This is a genomic window from Phycicoccus sonneratiae (assembly GCF_016887965.1).
GTDB lineage: Bacteria > Actinomycetota > Actinomycetes > Actinomycetales > Dermatophilaceae > Phycicoccus > Phycicoccus sonneratiae.
Genome location: NZ_JAFDVD010000012.1, coordinates 269,401 through 284,341, shown reverse-complemented (window position 1 = coordinate 284,341; position 14,941 = coordinate 269,401). Strand labels below are relative to the sequence as shown.

Here is a 14,941-nt window from a genome sequence, read left to right as displayed (position 1 = left end):
GTTCAGCCGGCGCCGGAAAGAGCGGGGCCGAGGGCTTCGATGACCCGGTCGATGTCGGCGTCGCTGAGCGCAGAACCACTCGGGAGGGTCACACCGCGAGCGAACAGGTCGGCGCTGGCGCCGGTGTCGACCATCCGGGCCGACCGATACATCGGTTGGAGGTGCATCGGCTTCCACAGGTGCCGCGCCTCGATGCCGGCGGAGCCGAGCGACTCGATGACGGAGTCAGGTGTCGACGGGGTGGCTGCCGGGTCGAGCAGGATGCACGTGAGCCAGCAGTTGTCCTCGTCGTCGCGTCGGGGGCCGAGGCGTCCGAGGAAGGACACCCCGGGGAGATGCGCGAGTGCTGCGGCATAGCGCTCGCGGATCGCCCGCCGTCGGCCGATCATCTCGTCGAGCCGGGACAGCTGACCCACGCCGAGCGCCGCCAGCAGATTCGACATCCGGTAGTTGTAGCCGACCTCGGTGTGCTCGTACCACGGCGCCGGCTGACGAGCCTGCGTGGCCAGATAGCGCGCGCGGTCGACGACGGTGGGGTCGTTCGAGAGCAGCATCCCGCCCCCGGAGGTGGTCATGATCTTGTTGCCGTTGAACGACAGGGCCGCGCTCTGTCCGTAGGAGCCGGCGGGGCGGCCCCCGAGGGTGGCGCCGAGGGCCTCGGCAGCATCCTCGACGTGCGCGACGCCGAGGGCGGCGAGCCCGGGCTCGATGACGTCGTGGTCGGCCGCGCGCCCGAAGAGGTCGACGGTGACGACTGCCGCGACGTCGCGGCCCTCCTTCTGCAGCTCGGACACCGTCGAGAGCAGGGCGTCGGGGTCCACGTTCGCGTCGTCCGGCCGGGAATCGACGAACACCGGTTCGGCGCCGGTGTAGAGCACCGCGTTCGCCGTGGCCGCGAACGTCATCGACGGGAGGACGACGACACGTCCTGGTTCGGCGCCGGCGTGCAGCAGCGCGAGGTGCAGGGCCGCCGTTCCCGAGGACAGGGCCACGGCCGAGGCCACGCCGACCCGCTCCGCGACCGCGGCCTCGAACTGCTCGACGAAGGGCCCCAGCGGAGCAACCCAGCCCGAGCGGAGTGCCTCGACGACGAGCTTCTCCTCGACTTCCGTGACGTGGGCCTGCGAGAGGAGGACGCGCGCGGCTGGCTGGTCGGGGCTCGAGGTCACAGGTGTAAATCCTAGGTCCAGCGGCCGAGTTGTTTGGCAGGGCGCCCGTCACATCGCAGAACGGACAGCTTTGGATTCCCAGAGCGCCGAGATGTCACGCCGTCCGACATCGCGAGTGTCAACGCCAGACGACGCGTCGTCGCGTACAGTTCGTCGCCATGTCCTCGCAAGCCCGGTCAGCCTTCGCTGTGGGCGAGGCCCGCCGGGTGCGCTATAAGCCGCATGAGCTGCTTTTCGCCGCCGCGGTTGCCTCCAGCGTGCTGCCTGCCCTCCCGCCGATCGCCGCTCTGAGTGGACTGATCGGCATCCCTGTCCAAGCTCCGGCCGTGGCGCTGTGGGTGGTGGCTGCACTGCTGTTCGGATCGTCCATGAGGGGACTGTGGCTTGCATTGCTCCTCGCCGCGGTTGGTGCAGCGGCGACCTTGCCGACTGGTGACCCTGTGTTGACCCGGGCCTGGTTCGGCGTGATGTTGGTGCCTCTCGCGCTCTTCGTGGGCCTACAGGCGGTCGATGCCGATGAGGTGAAGAACGCACGCGAGGCTACGCGCTGGGTCCTGTTCGCTGCGTGCGCGGCCCAGGTCTTCTACTACGCCGCCACTGCTGGCGTCCGGGCGCTGGCGTCGCCGTCGTCCGTGTACGTCAATCACACGAACGTCGAATTCTGGGAAGAAGCCGGTCGGCATGTCCTTGCGAACCCGAACAACGCCGCTGTCATCTTCTGCACCGCCTTCGGGTGGGCGGTGGCAGAGTGGGCGGCTGGTGCTCAAGGCCGCCTTTCCGTTGCTTTCGTGCTGACGAGCGCGACGGCGATCTATCTCACCGGCTCACGCGGCGCTTGGTTGACCGCTGGAACGATTCTGCTCCTGGCGGCGCTCTTCCACGTCCGATCACGCGCCCGCGTTGCGCTGCTGCTTTCGATCGCTGTCGCGGCATACGTCGCAGTGGACGCATGGGTCGCGAGGTTCGAAGCGGTGGCGCGAACGGGTGCCTCAGCCAACGTCCGCCTGCAAGCGCGAGCGGTGACCGTCTCGGAGGTGATTGATCACCCAATTGGTCATGGTGTGGGCACGACGGCCGATGTGCTGCGTGATCGACTCGGGGTGGTCGCGTTCCTGAGCAGCGATACCGCTGGAGCGACCAGCCACGACCTCTTCCTCAACTGGGGCGTGTGCGTGGGATGGATCGGCCTGGGTCTGCTTCTGGTGCTCTTAACGGTTGCCGTCCGGGATAGTTACCGCGGCGCGGGATTTCTGGCGCTGCTCCCCCTGCTCGGCTACGTGTTGTGCGGAGAACTCGTGGGGCTGGACATCCTGAACACGACCAACGCCGCCTGGTCGACCGTTCTCGTCGTTCTGATCGGGTTGGGGTGGCGAGGCGGTGCGGTCACGGGGTCCAGGCCGAGTTCCTTGTCGCGCCTATCGAAGGGCGCTGCACGCAGGGGCCGGCCGCTTGTATCTACGGCGCCGCCTCGGGCTCCGCAGAGAGCATCCGGAGAAACGCAGTGATGCGAGCGCCCTGAGCGGTGGGGGAGTAGGCGTCGGCGATGAACGTGTTCGCGGCGGAGCCCAGGTGCCGCAACTCCTCCGGCGCGAGAGCCAGGGTCGAGTCCAGGGTCGTTGCGATGGATGCCGAGTCCTCACCGGTGTAGATCACGAAGGGGTCCCAGCTGGAGGGGATCGTGGGGAGATGAGTGGTCACGACCGGTGTGCTCGTGGTCATGTACTCGAGAAGTTTCGACGGGAATGAGTACTGGACGAACTCTGTGTTCAGCTGACGGGGATTGACCAGCACGGAGGCGCGCGAGTAGGCGCGGCCCAACGTTTCCGTGTCTGCGACCCCGTGAAAGAAGATCCTGGGATCTTCTGCCTCGGCATGACGGCACTCATCGGCCATGGGCCCGTTGCCGTAGATGTGCAGGTGCCACGAGCCGCGACTGCGACCGACCGCATCGATGAGGGCGCGGACCCCGTACTCCTCACGGAGCCCACCGGCGTACAGGGCGATGGGGGGAGCGTCGTCCGCCGCGCCCTCGGATGGCGGCCCCGGCGCACGCAGCGGGCGAGCAATCCCCTCCATGAGCAGCGCCGGCTTGCCGGGGGCGAAGTCACCGGCAAGGGCAGGCGTCAGGGTGATGACCCCGTCGACCCGCTGTAGCCCGGACGCGATGAGGCGCCTGTCCACCCGCTTCATCGCGAGTGACACGCCGTGGTCGAACCGTGTGCGCAGACTGGGGGGATCCGTCATGACGACGACGACCGGGACGGGCAGCCACCGGGACGCGTGGACCGCCGCCCAGATGAAGGGACTGTGGACACCGTGGACGACGATGGCGGCGGTGCGTCCCCGGCGGACGCGTCGAGCGAGGCCCCACGTGGCCGAGATGTAGCGGCTCAGGTGTTTGAGTCCTGTGACGTTGACGAACGGCATGAGCCATCCCGAGACGGCCGAGCCGCCGGAGAATCGCCCGCTCGAGAAGACAATCCGCTTGTTGTGAGGGAAGTCCGAGGCCGGAGCCGCGGAGAGCGCGAAGACCCGCCACCCTGCCGACTCCAGTGCTTCGACGACCGACCAGCCGAAGCGCTGCGTGGCGATGGGCAGGCCGGCGTCGGTGGCCACCAGAGCGCGGAACTCGTCCTCGGGCAGGGCGAAACCGAGGAACACGACCTCGGTCATGACGTGCTGGCCTTGAGCAGGGCTCGGCGGAGCCGCTCCTGGGTCTCCTGCACGCCGAACTCCTCGCGAAAAGCCCTGCGCTCCGAACCGTCTCTGCTGGGCGCTTCCTCGAGGAACCTCGTCAGCTCGCCCAGGCTGTCGACGATCGAGGGTCCCGATGTGCCGTCACCACCGTGCACCGCGACACCGGTACGGACGAGGGTCCGAATGCTTGCCTGGTTGCGAGGCCCGATGGCCATCACGGGCCGACCCGAAGCCAGGTACTCAGGAACCTTCGTGGACACCGACAGCCGGGTGAAGGACACGATCCCCGGGTCCGAGGACTCGAGGAACAGCAAGGCGTCGGAGTTCACGATGGCCTGAGGAACGGCGTCGTGGTCGAGGCTGCCCTCACTGGTGATGCTCCCCACCTCGCGCGCCAGCACCTGCGCTGCACCCAGATCGTGCGTCGGTACGTTCAGCGTGAGCTGCCAACGGCGACCTTCGCCGCGGTGGTCGTCCAGGGCACGGCCGACCGTGCGCAGCACGTCCGCGCGCCCGAGGTGGAGGCCACCCACATACCGGAGGGCGAGTGGCCCGTCCGACGTGGGTCGGCGCTCGGCGATGAGTCGGTCGAAGAGGTCGAAGTCGGCACTGTTGCCGACGACCTCGGCCGGCCGCTGCAATGTCCGGGTGTAGTGATCTCTCATGTCCGCCCCGACGGTCAGGATCTCAGGAGCCTGACGCAGCATGAGGCGCACAGACCGTTCGGCCTCCCGGCGCGCGAGGCCGAACACCTGGCCGTCGGTGAAGAGGTTGTCCATCCAGTCGTCCATGAAGTGCGGCACGACCGGGACGTCAAGACGGCGCGACAGCGCCGTCACGAACCTGGTGATGCGAACACCACCCAGGAGGGAGTGGATGACCTGCGGTCGAAAGCGCTCGATCTCCTCCAGCCACCGACCTCCAGTCCAGACCGGGCCGATGTCGTTGAGCGCGGTCATTCCGATCCTCACCCTCGTCCTCAGGGGGGTGACTCCACTGCGCCGCACGGACGGGTTGAGTCCGTCCGTCGCCGGCTTCGGCATCCGATCACCGAGGACCGTGCGAATCAAGCCGTCCACGGGCGCAGTCGACATCGGCGCGAGCGCGAGGTTCTGGCCGGACGCCGAGCGTGTCTGCCGGCTGTGGGTGTAGAGCTCGAAGAGGTTCTCCCGGGGCCACGCTGCGAACATCGACCCCAAGGTCAGGCCGGTGTTGGTGGGGGACCCGATTCGGTTGAAGCCGACGTGCAGGACGCGCGGGTACTCCATGGCTCTCCTCATGCGGCTGGCCTGGTGTCGAGCCGGAAGCGACGCAGGGTTCGGTGGTACCCCAGGGTGCACGCGGGCCAGATGATCAGCAGGAAGGCGACTGCCCCCACCCACGGGATCCAGATGAAGCCGTAGGTCTCGCTGACCCACCACTTGAGCGGCAGGCTGACGAGGAGCGCGAGGTAGCCGAGTGTCTGGGGGCCGAGTACCTCGGCACCGTTCTGGGCCATGAATGCCGGTCCGGTCGCGGATTGCGCCACCCACCAGGCCGCCAAGCCTGCCCAGAGGACGGGCTCTCGGGCGATCCCTGACTGGAGCCACGCGTCCACGAGTCCAGGGCCGAGGACTGCAGCCAGCGCCCCGGCGCCTCCGACGGCGGCGACCGACACGACGGTCATGCGGCGTGTGACGACCGAGACCCAGTCGACGTCGCCGGCTGCCAGTGCTTGGGCGTGCAATGGCCACAGCGGCTGCGTCAGGCTCAGGGCCAGGGTGCCGATCACCGCGAAGATACGAGCCGGCACGGAGAACGTGGGCACGTCCTCCAACCCGGCGGTGTGCGCGACGAGCCACGGATCGACCTGCGTACTGACGGTCAGCAACACGGTGATCAGGAGGAACCTGCTCCCGAGGCCGAGAATCTGACGAAGGACCCCGAAGGACGACAGGCTGAGATCCGGACGAAGACCGCGACCCTGGGTGGTCAGGAAGAAGAAGGTCAGGGTGTTGAGGAGGGCGATGGCGACCGGGGTGAAGGCGCACCAGGCCACGAAGGTTCCGGCGCCGGGATCGGACTTCGCCGCCACGAATGCGACGGCGAGCGAGGCGAGGCTCCCGACGGTCTGCCACACGTTGGAGACCGCCTGCTGCCCGATGCCGTACTGCACCCTGACCACGAGGCTGGCCACGATGTTGCCGACGAACGCAGCGAGCGTCGCGAGGGCGATCGCGCTGATCTCGGGATCGCGAGGATCCGTGGCGCCGAGCAGTGCAGCCCAGGGAACGACCCGGGTCGTGAGGAGCAGGATGAGCCAGCCGGCCAGCACGATGAGTGTGGCCACCAGGTACGCGTTCGTCACGTACGCGCGTGCGAGTCGCTCTCCCTCGGTCCCCGGAGCGCGGTCCCGGGCCGACAGCTGACCCAGCTTGGTCATCAGGCCTGTGCCCAGGCCCAGGTCGGCGAAGAGCATCAGGCTGGTGACTGCGAGGGCCGCGGACCAGGCACCGTATCCCTCGGCACCCAGGTAGTCGAGGCTGATGGGGACCAGCAAGAGCGGGGTGAGGACGGCCACGCCTCTGCTGAGGACAGAGGTGACGACGCCACCCAAGAGGATCCGCGCGCGTTCCCGCCGAGGTTCGTCAGGCGTCGGCGTCTCGGCGGCAGGGATCTTCGCGGGGTCAGACGTCATGGGTGCTGGCGGATACCTGCCCACGAGTGGTGGCGCCGGGCCGTCGAGAGGATGAAGTTGACGGTGCGCTCGCTCGTGTTGTCGATGAGGTAGTCGTCCGGGGTGAGGTGGCCGACCCCGTCGCGCGCGCGGTCGGCGGCCATCGCGACGGCGACGGCCTCGACGACGTCGTGGGCGTCGAGCCCGGTCATGAGGATGCCGCCGGTGTCGAGCGCCTCGGGGCGCTCGACGGAGTCGCGCAGGGTGACGGCCGGGAAGCCGAGGAGCGTCGACTCCTCCGCGATGGTCCCGCTGTCGGAGAGGCAGCAGGCGGCCCTGAGCTGGAGGTGGTTGTAGTCGTGGAAGCCCAGCGGGTCGCTGAACGTGACGCCCTCCGGCTCCGACCACTCCGGCAGCGCCTCGAGCCGCTTGCGGGTACGCGGGTGGGTGGAGACGAAGACCGGCAGGCCGAAGCGCTCGCGGACGGCGACGAGGCAGTCGAGGAGGGCACGTAGCCGCTCGGGGGAGTCGACGTTCTCCTCGCGGTGGGCGCTGACGAGGAAGTAGCCGCCCTCCTCGAGACCGAGGCGCTCGAGGACGTCCGAGGCGAGGATCTGCTCGCGGTAGGCGTCGAGCACCTCGCGCATCGGGGAGCCGGTCTTGATGATGCGTCGGGGGTGCAGACCCTCGGCGAGCAGGTTGCGCCGGGCGTGCTCGGTGTAGACGAGGTTGAAGTCGGCGACGTGGTCGACGAGCCGGCGGTTGGTCTCCTCCGGGACGTTCTCGTCGAAGCACCGGTTGCCGGCTTCCATGTGGTACACCGGGATTCGCAGCCGCTTGGCCATCACGGCGGCGATGCAGGAGTTGGTGTCGCCGAGGACGACGACCGCGTCGGGGCGCTCCTCGAGCATCACCTTCTCGGCGGCGACGAGCGTGCCGCCGAGGACTGCGCCGAGGGACGAGGTGTCGACCCCGAGCATGTGGTCGGGCTCGCGGATGCCGAGGTCGCGGAAGAAGACCTCGTTGAGCGAGTAGTCGTAGTTCTGGCCGGTGTGCACGAGGACGTGCTCGACCCTGGCGTCGAGCCGCGCGATGACCCGCGAGAGGCGGATCAGCTCGGGGCGGGTGCCCACGACGGTCATGACCTTGAGCATCAGGCTCCGGCCTCCTGGGCGACGGGGTGGGGGAAGGTGTCCGGCGCGTCCGGGCGGAACAGCTCGTGCGACCAGAACTGCGTGAGGAGCACATCATCCCCGGTGTTCGTGATGTTGTGCGCCCAGCCGGTCGGCATGTCGACCGCGCAGGGGGCCTCGCCGGACACCGCGAACTCGACGACCTCGTCGTGGAACATCCGGCGCAGCGCGATGGTCGCGCGGCCCTGGACCACGGCGAAGCGCTCGATCTTGGTCAGGTGGTAGTGCTCGCCGCGGGTGACCCCGGGCACGGTCGTCGAGATGCTCGACTGGCCCTCGCCACCGCGGCTCCGGACGGTCTCGACGAAGGTGCCGCGGGCGTCGGAGTGCGGCTGCAGCAGCACCGGGTAGCGCTGCGGGAAGAGGGCCGCCCGGTAGGTGTTGAAGAGCGCGATCCGGAACGGCGTGGAGAGGTCGGGGAACTCGCCGGTGGAGTAGCTGGCCTCGAACTCGTGGAGCAGGTCGAGGACCTCCTGGACCCCCACCTCCGTGCCTCGCGGGTCGAGGCGCTCGGCGTCGGTGGTCACGGCGTCGAGGAGCGCCTGCGCGGCGTCCTGCACGTGGAGCAGCTCGACCGGGCGGTCGGCCACCTCGGGGGACTCGCCGGCCGCGACCGCGTGGACGAAGGTCGCGACGAAGCTGTTGTACCGGGGCCGGCCGTGCTCGCCGAAGATGTTCGGCAGGCGCACGTCGACGACGGCGTGGCCCTCGGCCCGCAGCGCGGTCAGTGCGGACGCGGCGGCCGCCTTGCCCGTGCCGTACGGGGTGCCGTTGCCGTCCTGGATCGAGTTGGCGTAGACCACGCGCACGGGGTGGCCGGCGGCGCGGACGGCGGCCGCGACGTCCTCGGCGAGCGCGATGTTGCCGCGCTCGACCTCGTCGTCGGAGCCGCGGTTGACGCCGGCGACGTGCACCACCGCGTCGGCGGACCCGACGAGGGCCGACAGATCGGCCCAGTTCTCCCGGGTGACGGCGACGACGTCGTGCTGGCCCTGCGCGTGCGCGCGCAGCCGGGTGTGCCACCCGAGGAAGCCGGACGCTCCGGTGAGGACGACCCTCATGCGCCGGTCTCCGCGAGCGCGGCGCGGATCTCGGGAAGGGTGCGGAGCATGGCCTCGGTCTGCTCGACGTCCATCTGCTGGGTGGTCGTCGAGTCGTACTCCTCGATGACCGGGTCGCCCGGCTCGCCGCGGTCGACGTAGATGCCGTAGTCGAGCGCGCGGGCGTCGAGGGAGACGCGGAAGTAGTCGCCCTGGTCCTCGGAGCGCGCGGTCTCCTCGCGGGTCAGCAGGGTCTCGTACATCTTCTCTCCGTGGCGGACGCCGATGACCTGGATCTCCGGCTCGCCGAACCCGAGGACCCGGGAGGTGGCCCGGGCCAGCGTTTCGACCGTGCAGGCCGGGGCCTTCTTGACGAAGAGGTCGCCCGGGGTCGCGTGGAGGAAGGCGTGCTCGACGAGGTCGACCGACTCCTGGAGGGACATGAGGAAGCGGGTCATCGACGGCGCGGTGAGGGTCAGCGGCTTGCCGGCCTGGAGCAGCTTGACGAACAGGGGGATGACCGAGCCGCGCGAGTACATGACGTTGCCGTAGCGGGTGACCGAGACGGTCGTCGCCGACTCCGGGTGGTTGCGCGCGAAGGCCTGGGCGGTCTTCTCCATGAGGGCCTTCGACATGCCCATGGCGTTGACCGGGTAGACGGCCTTGTCGGTGCTCAGGCAGACGAGCGAGCGCACGCCGTTGCGGTGCGCGGCCTGGATGACGTTCTGGCTGCCGACGACGTTGGTCTTGACCGCTTGGTCCGGGAAGAACTCGCAGGACGGGACCTGCTTGAGCGCCGCCGCGTGGAAGACGAAGTCGGCGCCGGTGACCGCGTTGTTGACGCTCTCGAAGTCGCGGACGTCCCCGACGAAGAACTTGACCCGCGGGTCGCCGAGCCGCTGGCGCATGTCGTCCTGCTTGGCCTCGTCCCGGCTGAGGATGTTGATGCGCTTCACGCTGCGGTCGAGCAGGTGGGTGACCATCGTCGAGCCGAACGACCCGGTCCCGCCGGTGATCGTCACCGTTGCGCCGGCAACGTCCAAGGCGTTGTCAGACATCAGTCTCCTTCATCGGGGTTCAGGGAACAGGGTGCCACCGGGAGTCCCCGGGCACGCAGAGGCCGTGGTGTGGCGGTCGAGCCGTCACGAGCGAGAGCTCACCGGTCCCGTGCCTGAGTACGCGACGAGCCAGGACCGCACGTCGGCGGAGGACGGCAGGTGCAGGCCGTCGGCATCGAGGCCCGGGACGAGGACGGAGGTGACGAGCGGGTGAGCCGAGGCGCGGACCTCCTCGCCCGGGGTGAACAGCTCCTCGGAGAGCTTCTCGCCCGGTCGCAGGCCCGTGTAGACGATCTCGATGTCAGGCCGCCCGGACAGGTGGATCATCGTGCGCGCCATCTCGGTGATGTTCACCGGCGTGCCCATGTCGAGGACCATCACCTCGCCGCCGGTGCCGATCGAGCCGGCCTGGAGCACGAGTTGGCAGGCCTCGGGGATGAGCATGAAGTAGCGCTCGACGTCCGGGTGGGTGACGGTGACCGGGCCGCCCTGCCGGATCTGCTCGGTGAACGAGAGGACGACCGAGCCGCGGGAGCCGAGGACGTTGCCGAACCGGACGCTGGTGTAGCGGGCGTGCGGCTCATGGGCGTCGGCGGCGGCGGTGAGCCGCTCGGCGATCCGCTTGGACCAGCCGAGGACGCACGAGGGGTTGGCGGCCTTGTCGGTGGAGATGTTGACGAAGGTGTCGACCCCGACCCGGCGCGCGGCGTCGATGACGTTCGCCGTGCCGACGACGTTGGTCTTCAGCGCCTCGTCGGGGTGCCGCTCGAGGAGGGTGAGGTGCTTGAGGGCCGCCGCGTGGAAGACGACGTCGGGGCGGGTGCGCTCGAAGACCTCGCGGACGGCCTCGACGTCGCGGATGTCGCAGAGCACGAGGGAGTCGGTGTCGAGGAGGGCTTGCCCCTCGATGGACATCTGCGTGGCGTGCAGGCCCGACTCGTCGCGGTCGAGCATGAAGAGCTGCTCGGGGAAGAAGCGGGAGATCTGGCGGCACAGCTCGCTGCCGATGGAGCCGCCCGCGCCGGTGACGAGCACCCGCCGCCCGGAGAGCTGCTGGGAGATGACGGCCATGTCGAGGTCGACCGGCTGGCGGCCGAGCAGGTCGGCGACGTCGAGGTCGCGCAGGTCGCCGGCCGTGGGGCGCTGGCCGAAGAGCTCGCGGACCGGCGGGAGGACGAGCACCGACAGGCCGGCGTCGGCGGCCCGGCTGGACAGCTCACGGACGAGCTCGGCCGAGGCGCTGGGCACGGCGATGATCAGCGTGTCGGCCTCGCGGTCGGCGGCGACGGTCGCGAGGTCGGTGCGGCGCCCGCGGACCCGCACGCCGGAGATGGTCAGCCGCTGCTTCGCACCGTCGTCGTCGAGGAGCGCGACGGCCTGGATGCCGCTGCCCGGGTCGCGGGTGAGGCTGCGGACGAGCACGCGGCCGCCGGCGCCCGCGCCGAAGACGATCGCCCGGCGGGCGCCCGCCGAGGCCCGGGTGCGGCGGGTCGAGCGGGCGCGCACGACGAAGCGGCCGGCGAACATCGCCGAGAGGGCGAGGACGGTGCCGGTGACCGGGACGCTGCGGGGGAGGGCGATGGCGTCGGTGGCGGCGACGAGGACGGCGAGGACGGCGCCGGTGCCGACGGTCGCGCGGGCCAGCTCGCCGGCCTCCTCGAAGGAGCCGAGCTCGTGGCTGACGGCGTACGGGCCCCAGAGCCAGCCGATGCCGGTCTGGAGGACGGCGACGAGGAGGGCGCCGAGCACGAGCCCCCGGGCGTACTCGACGGGGAGCGCGAAGTCGAGGCGGAGGATGGCGGCGAGGGTGAGGGCCGCGGCCCAGCAGGCGGCGTCGACGAGCGTCCACCCGAGGCGGGTGACGAGGGCCCGACGGACGGTGAACAGAGCCAAGCCCCCTTGTCGGCGAGCGCTTCCGGGCGCTCGGTAGTGTCGTGCACCCTGATGCCCTGGGCTGCGAGAGCGGCCCACCCCTGCTGGAGTGCGGAAGCGATGTTACCCGAGGTGAGAAAGTGAACGGACCGGGACACGTCCTCGTGGTCTGCACCGGCAACGTGTGCCGGTCGCCCTACCTCGAGCGCCGCCTGCGCCAGGACCTGGCGGGCACCGGCATCGAGGTCTCGAGTGCCGGCACCCGCGGGCTCGTCGGCCGCGACATGGACCCCACGAGCCGTGCGCTGCTCGTGCGGGCCGGGGCCGACGCCGAGGGCTTCGCCGCCCGCGAGCTGACGTCCGAGCTCGTCGCGGGGGCCGACCTCGTCATCACCGCCGCGCGCGAGCACCGGGCCGCCGCCGCGCGGCTGCACCCGGCCGCCCTGCGCCGGGCGATGACCCTGCGCGACCTCGCCGACCTCCTCGACGGCGTGACCCCGCGCGAGCTGGCCGACGGCTACCACGGGGAGAGCACCTGGGTGCGGCACGTCGTCGACGTCGCCGCCTCGCGCCGCGGCCTCGTGCCGGCCCGTCAGGACGGGGTCGACGTCACGGACCCGATCGGGCGCGGACCGGAGGTCTTCGACCGGATGGCGGCCGAGATCGACGGTGCGCTCGTGCCGGTCGTGGCCGCGCTGCGCGCCGCGCCCTCGGCCTGAGTCGTCGGCCTGAGTCGTCGGCCCGAGTCGTCAGGCCCGGCCGACGCGGGTGCGGTCGCGACGCATCGCCGCGTCGTCCGGGGTCTCGTACGAGTAGCCCCCGTACTGGCCGCCGGCCCGCGGCGGCACGCGGTTCATCACGACGCCGAGCACCTGGCCGCCGACCGAGCCGAGCGACTCGAGGGTGTGGGCGAGCTGGTCGCGGTCGACGAGCCCGGAGCCCGCGACGACGATGGCGCCGTCGGCGAGCTTGGAGAGCACGACCGCGTCGGTGACCGGCAGGGTCGGCGGGGCGTCGATGATCACGTAGTCGAAGCGCCGCACGAGGTTGGCCAGGAGGGTCTGCATCGAGGAGGACCCGAGCAGCTCGGAGGGGTTCGGGGGGATGCGCCCGGCACCGAGCACCCAGAGGTTGGTGCCGCCGTACGGCTGGATGACGTCGATGACGTCGGCCTTGTCGATGAGCGCGTCGGTGAGCCCGACCGAGCCCTCGAGGCCCATGTACTCGAGGACCTTGGGGCGGCGCAGGTCGGCCTCGATGAGGCAGACCCGGGCGCCGGCCTGGGCCATCGTCAGGGCGAGGTTGGCGGTGAGCGTGCTCTTGCCCTCGCCCGCGAGCGAGGACGTGACGACGATCGTGCGCGGGTGGTTCGCCGCGTCGACGAACTGCAGGTTGGTGCGCAGCGACCGGAAGGCCTCGGCGCGCGGCGAGCGCGGGTCGACCTCGACGATGAGCGGACGCTTCTGCGCGTCGGGGTCGTGCGAGATGGAGCCGAGGATCGGGGCGTCGGTGACCTGCTTGACGTCCTCGGCCGACTTCACGCCCTTGTCGAGGACCTGGCGCAGCACCGCGACCCCGAGGCCGAGGAGCAGGCCGAGCACCGCGCCGAGGGCGACGTTGCGCACCGGCTTCGGGCTGACCGGGCTCTCCGGGGTGGTCGGCGGCTGGACGACGGTGACCTTGACCGGGCTCGACTTCGCGCCCGCGGGGCTCTCGAGCTCGGAGACCGCGGTGGGGAACTCGGCGGCGATGGCCGTGCCGATGGCCTGCGCCCGCGACGGGTCGGCGTCGCGGACCGCGACCTCGATGAGGACGGTGTCCGGGGGCGTCGTGGCCGTGACCTGGTTCGCGATGGCCGCGCCGTCGCCGCCGACCGACTGGGCGACGGGGTCGAGGATGCGCGGGGTCGCGAGGAGCTGGGTGTAGGACTTGACCCGCTGCTGGGTGAAGGTGCTGCCCTGGAGCAGGGAGACGCTGTCCTCGGAGCCGGTGGTGGAGACGAAGAACTGGGTCGTGGACTCGTACTGCTTCGTCGACGTCAGCGTGGCCGCGGTCGCGAGGAACACGCAGGCCAGCACGACGAGGACGATGACCCGCCAGCGCTTGCGCACGACGAGCAGGTAGTCCTGGAGTTCCACGGTGTTCTCGTCCTCGGTGGTCGCGGTGGCCCGGGGGTGTCTCCTCCCCCCGGATGTCCGTCGTGAATCGTAACCGTCGGCGGCGCGCACGTCGCGGCGGCAGGCCCTCCGTTCGGCGATTCCGTTGAGCCAGGGGCCGTCGTCGGGGATGCTGGCCGGATGGACCGCCGATCGCTGCTCACCGCGGGTCTCGCGGCCTTCTTCGTCCTCGACCTCGTCCTCGTCGCCTACGCGGTCCGCTGGTCCTCGACGCCCGCGGCCTCCGTCGGCGTCCGGTCGACGGCCTCCGGCACCCCCACGGCGAGCGGGTCGGCGAGCCCCACGGAGCCCGCCGAGAGCGGGTCGCCGAGCCCGTCGAGCAGCCCGTCGACGCCGTCACCCACCGACACCCCGCTGACCACCGTCCTCGTCGCCGCCTCCGACACCGAGGCCTGGGTGGCGAGCACCGGGTCGTGCGGCAAGCCGGGGTCGGTGTCGGTCACCGGCGACGGCGGGGACTCGTGGGCGCGGCACGACGCCCCCGGCGCCGTCACGCGCATCCGCCCGACGTCGGGGTCGGAGGCCTTCGTCATCGGTGGCGACGGCGACTGCGACCTGCGCCTGTGGACCAGCACCGACGCCGCGGCCGGCTGGGGCGACCCCGCGAGCGCCGCCCGGGGCTGGGCGCGGGTCCCGGAGTCGACCGGTGACGTGCACACCCCGCGCGACGAGGTCGTCCGCCCGTGCGGCAAGGCCAAGGTCCTCGACCTCTCCGCCGACGGCGGCACCCGCGCCACCGTGCTGTGCGGCGGCGGGCGGCTGCGCGTGACGACCGACAACGGCTCCTCGTGGGACGACACGGCCACCGTCGAGGGCGCGGTGGCGGTCGCCGGGCGCCCCGACGGGTCCGGCGTCGTCGCGGTCGTCACGCAGGAGTGCCCCGGCACCGTGGTGCAGTCCTACGACGGCAGCGAGGTCGGGAAGCCGCTCTGCTTCGCCGACGCGATCCCGGCCGCGGGCCGCACGTCGGTGTCGACGAGCGGCCCGGCCGTGTGGCTGCTCGCCGGTGACGCGGTCTGGCGCACCCCGAAGCTCGGCAGCGACTGGCGCTCGGCGGGCAGCATCCGCTGAGGCCGCGG

12 protein-coding genes are annotated in these 14,941 nt (G+C 70.8%); 3 read left to right on the top strand and 9 right to left on the bottom strand.

The window, feature by feature from the left end; all coding sequences use genetic code 11:
- Positions 1–2: 2 nt before the first annotated feature.
- Positions 3–1,169 (bottom strand): DegT/DnrJ/EryC1/StrS family aminotransferase, encoded by a 1,167-nt coding sequence (locus JQN70_RS11975; RefSeq protein WP_204131566.1) that lies wholly within the window; start codon positions 1,167–1,169, stop codon positions 3–5.
- Between the two features lie 158 nt (positions 1,170–1,327).
- On the opposite strand from JQN70_RS11975, the gene JQN70_RS11970 reads away from it, so the two are divergent.
- Positions 1,328–2,674 carry an O-antigen ligase family protein gene (locus tag JQN70_RS11970; RefSeq protein ID WP_204131565.1) on the top strand — a complete coding sequence of 449 codons (1,347 nt, stop codon included), beginning with the start codon at positions 1,328–1,330 and terminating at the stop codon, positions 2,672–2,674.
- On the opposite strand, the gene JQN70_RS11965 is transcribed toward JQN70_RS11970, so the two are convergent.
- The 7 genes from JQN70_RS11965 to JQN70_RS11935 all read right to left on the bottom strand — a co-directional run bounded on the left by JQN70_RS11965 (position 2,625) and on the right by JQN70_RS11935 (position 11,706).
- Positions 2,625–3,842 carry a glycosyltransferase family 4 protein gene (locus JQN70_RS11965; protein WP_204131564.1) on the bottom strand — a complete coding sequence of 406 codons (1,218 nt, stop codon included), beginning with the start codon at positions 3,840–3,842 and terminating at the stop codon, positions 2,625–2,627. The two genes, JQN70_RS11970 and JQN70_RS11965, sit on opposite strands and share 50 nt — an antisense overlap.
- On the bottom strand, positions 3,839–5,134 hold the full coding sequence (locus tag JQN70_RS11960) for a glycosyltransferase (protein ID WP_204131563.1): 1,296 nt from the start codon (positions 5,132–5,134) through the stop codon (positions 3,839–3,841). Before JQN70_RS11960 ends, JQN70_RS11965 begins: the two co-directional genes overlap by 4 nt.
- 8 nt (positions 5,135–5,142) lie before the next feature.
- Positions 5,143–6,426, bottom strand: coding sequence for an MATE family efflux transporter (locus JQN70_RS11955; RefSeq protein ID WP_204131562.1), 1,284 nt, complete (start codon positions 6,424–6,426; stop codon positions 5,143–5,145).
- 113 nt (positions 6,427–6,539) lie between these two features.
- Complete coding sequence (gene wecB, locus JQN70_RS11950) at positions 6,540–7,676, bottom strand: non-hydrolyzing UDP-N-acetylglucosamine 2-epimerase (RefSeq protein ID WP_204131561.1); 1,137 nt, start codon at positions 7,674–7,676, stop codon at positions 6,540–6,542.
- Positions 7,676–8,776 carry a polysaccharide biosynthesis C-terminal domain-containing protein gene (locus JQN70_RS11945; RefSeq protein ID WP_204131560.1) on the bottom strand — a complete coding sequence of 367 codons (1,101 nt, stop codon included), beginning with the start codon at positions 8,774–8,776 and terminating at the stop codon, positions 7,676–7,678. Before JQN70_RS11945 ends, wecB begins: the two co-directional genes overlap by 1 nt.
- Complete coding sequence (locus JQN70_RS11940; protein ID WP_204131559.1) at positions 8,773–9,813, bottom strand: polysaccharide biosynthesis protein; 1,041 nt, start codon at positions 9,811–9,813, stop codon at positions 8,773–8,775. The genes JQN70_RS11945 and JQN70_RS11940 overlap by 4 nt, the downstream gene beginning before the upstream one ends.
- A gap of 84 nt (positions 9,814–9,897) precedes the next feature.
- Positions 9,898–11,706 (bottom strand): polysaccharide biosynthesis protein, encoded by a 1,809-nt coding sequence (locus JQN70_RS11935; RefSeq protein ID WP_204131558.1) that lies wholly within the window; start codon positions 11,704–11,706, stop codon positions 9,898–9,900.
- Between the two features lie 119 nt (positions 11,707–11,825).
- Here JQN70_RS11935 and JQN70_RS11930 point away from each other — a divergent pair, with 119 nt between their 5' ends.
- Positions 11,826–12,404, top strand: coding sequence for an arsenate reductase/protein-tyrosine-phosphatase family protein (locus JQN70_RS11930; protein WP_204131557.1), 579 nt, complete (start codon positions 11,826–11,828; stop codon positions 12,402–12,404).
- Between the two features lie 30 nt (positions 12,405–12,434).
- Here the strand turns inward: JQN70_RS11930 and JQN70_RS20975 are convergent, their stop codons facing one another.
- Positions 12,435–13,823 carry a tyrosine-protein kinase domain-containing protein gene (locus JQN70_RS20975; protein ID WP_204131556.1) on the bottom strand — a complete coding sequence of 463 codons (1,389 nt, stop codon included), beginning with the start codon at positions 13,821–13,823 and terminating at the stop codon, positions 12,435–12,437.
- 159 nt (positions 13,824–13,982) lie between these two features.
- On the opposite strand from JQN70_RS20975, the gene JQN70_RS11920 reads away from it, so the two are divergent.
- The gene (locus JQN70_RS11920; protein ID WP_204131555.1) at positions 13,983–14,933 is read left to right on the top strand and encodes a hypothetical protein; all 951 of its coding nucleotides are present in this window, start codon (positions 13,983–13,985) and stop codon (positions 14,931–14,933) included.
- Positions 14,934–14,941: the final 8 nt, after the last annotated feature.